The 2,238-nt window shown below is 39.9% G+C and carries 2 protein-coding genes and 1 pseudogene; 1 reads left to right on the top strand and 2 read right to left on the bottom strand.

The annotated features are described in order from the left end of the window. Window positions 1–49: 49 nt before the first annotated feature. Window positions 50–247, top strand: a pseudogene (locus tag V7Z64_RS13050) (YqkE family protein); the annotation flags it as partial. Between the two features lie 18 nt (window positions 248–265). Here the strand turns inward: V7Z64_RS13050 and V7Z64_RS13045 are convergent. Together V7Z64_RS13045 and V7Z64_RS13040 are read right to left on the bottom strand one after the other, a co-directional pair. Further along, a complete protein-coding gene (locus V7Z64_RS13045; protein WP_297989983.1) occupies window positions 266–1,180 on the bottom strand; it encodes an aldo/keto reductase in 915 nt (304 codons plus the stop codon). 134 nt (window positions 1,181–1,314) lie between these two features. Continuing rightward, window positions 1,315–2,199 carry a sulfite exporter TauE/SafE family protein gene (locus tag V7Z64_RS13040; protein ID WP_297989981.1) on the bottom strand — a complete coding sequence of 295 codons (885 nt, stop codon included), beginning with the start codon at window positions 2,197–2,199 and terminating at the stop codon, window positions 1,315–1,317. Window positions 2,200–2,238 lie beyond the last annotated feature (39 nt).

The raw sequence follows: 2,238 nt of genomic DNA, 5'->3' as shown, positions 1-2,238 counted from the left end.
AAACTTTCGGTGTTCGTAGGAATCCACTATGGCTTTAGCCTAGTGGTAGTTCAAGCTAAAAGATCGATTAAATGAGCAACTGATTGAGCAGTTAAAGCAAAAACAAAAGGAACTACTAGAAGAAGAACAAAAACGAAAAGAAGAAGAGGAGGCAAAGCGGAAAGAGGAGGCGCGCAAACGTGAAAAAAATAAAACGTTTGCCGAATGGTTAGAAGAAAGTGATTTAGATTGGCGAAAATTTAAATAACCGAGGTTCGAACCTCGGTTATCGATGAGCAGTAAAAATCGTTTGTTTTGTTAGTGTTTTCAATATAGCTATTTGTTCATCGCTTAACGTCACCGATTGGGCAGCGACGTTTTCGATGAGCTGTGTTAATCGGCTTGCACCTGGAATGACTGTTGCAACCGCATCATGAGCTAAACAAAAGCGAAGGGCAATCGCCGTTAGCGTTTCATTTGGTGCAACGGCTTTTAGTTTTGGAATAAGTGTAACTAATTCAGCAAACGAATAATCGACATAGCCGTTTTGTTTCGTTCCATCGCTTGCTCGCTCAATGGGACGTTCAGTTAATAATCCTTTAGCAAGCGGTCCGCGTGCAATGACGCTAATGTGATGTTGCTTCAAAAGCGGAAACCATTCTTCAGCGCGGCGATCGAGCAAACTATACGGCATCATAACAGAAACGATGCGCGATCGTTTTACATATTCGCGAATGACATTTGGGCGCATAGAAGAGATACCGTAATAACGAATAACGCCTTCTTGTTGCAACTCTTCAAACGCCTCAATTGTCTCATCGATCGGATCATCGATCGTTCCGCCGTGTAATTGATATACATCAATATAATCGGTTTGTAACCGTCGTAAGCTGTGTTTAACAGCCTCTTTGATGTATGCTTTTGACGGATCCCACGTCCAACCGTCTCCTTGTTCTGTCCAACGATTCCCTACTTTCGTTGCAACGATGACATCGTGGCGCTTGCCTTTTAATGCTTTACCAACGATTTCTTCATTTAGCCCACGATCATATAAATCGGCTGTATCGAAGTAGTTCACTCCTTTGTCTATCGCTTCATGAATGATGCGAATCGCATCACTTTCCGATGTACCAAGCGACATACAACCAAACCCAATTTCACTCACGTATAAGTTTGAATGTCCGAGCTTTCGTTTTTTCATGTAAAGCCCCTTTTTTTATTTTGATTTTTAACTTAAGTATGCATTTACGAATGAAAAACTCTGAAAGATGTGTGTGATCCCTAGAAGATTATTACATAATACTATTTTAACACATTTTTTGCAAACCCCATTTATTAATCCACGTGCGTTACAGATAAGGATATTTTTTTATAGTCATAAACTGTTTTTAAGACGGCAATAAACCAACCGAGTATGATTGTTGTATAAATGAATATATCCCAATTTTCAGGTATGCTCCATGTATGAAGTATAGTCCGAGTATTTGTGAGAATGATGAGTCCACCAACAAGTACCCCTAGTAAGTGAGCCGGTATTTTTCGAACAAACCAAGCTGCAATTGGAGCAGCAATAATCCCTCCAACCATAAGTGTTCCAACCCAATACCAATTAACTTGTTCCCAACCTAGTGAAATGAAAAAACCAATTGTTGCTGACAACGCGATAGCAAATTCAGATGTGTCAACAGTTCCTACCACTTTTCTTGTTTCCATGCTGTTGTTTGCGAGAAGAACCGGTGTTGCAATTGGTCCCCAGCCTCCTCCGCCTGTTGCATCAAAAAAGCCAGCTATCAAACCGAGGGGAACGAGTTGTTTGTTAGATAACTTTTTTTGTTTTTGTAGCACATGTTTATTCGAAAGAAATAAAAAGCGATACATGATATAAAAGCCGAGTGACAATAAAAAAAGTGATACAAACGGTTTAATCAGATCGCTGGGGAGATTGCTTAGGAAGCAAGCACCGATAAAAGCACCTAGCGATCCAGGAATAATTAATTTGATGACCATGTCTTTGTCCACATTTCCAAATTTAAAATGCGAAACACCAGAAGCAGCAGTTGTAACGACTTCAGCTAAGTGTATTGATGCGGAAGCAACAGCGGGAGTAATGCCGAATGCAAGTAATAGTGTTGTCGAGGTTACTCCGTACGCCATACCAAGCGAACCATCAATAAATTGAGCAATGAATCCAACAATAGTAAATATAATTAACTTTTTCATTATCCTATCCTCTATCCCCCTTATAAAAACGAAATATTC

Source organism: Anoxybacillus sp., from assembly GCF_036834105.1.
Taxonomy (GTDB): domain Bacteria; phylum Bacillota; class Bacilli; order Bacillales; family Anoxybacillaceae; genus Anoxybacillus.
Note: the sequence above shows the minus strand (reverse complement) of the source record. Positions and strands in the feature narration are given on the sequence as shown.

Coding starts and splice junctions, on each gene's coding strand:
- V7Z64_RS13045 (WP_297989983.1), bottom strand. CDS start 1,180: ATGAAAAAACGAAAGCTCGGACATTCAAACTTATACGTGAGTGAAATT.
- V7Z64_RS13040 (WP_297989981.1), bottom strand. CDS start 2,199: ATGAAAAAGTTAATTATATTTACTATTGTTGGATTCATTGCTCAATTT.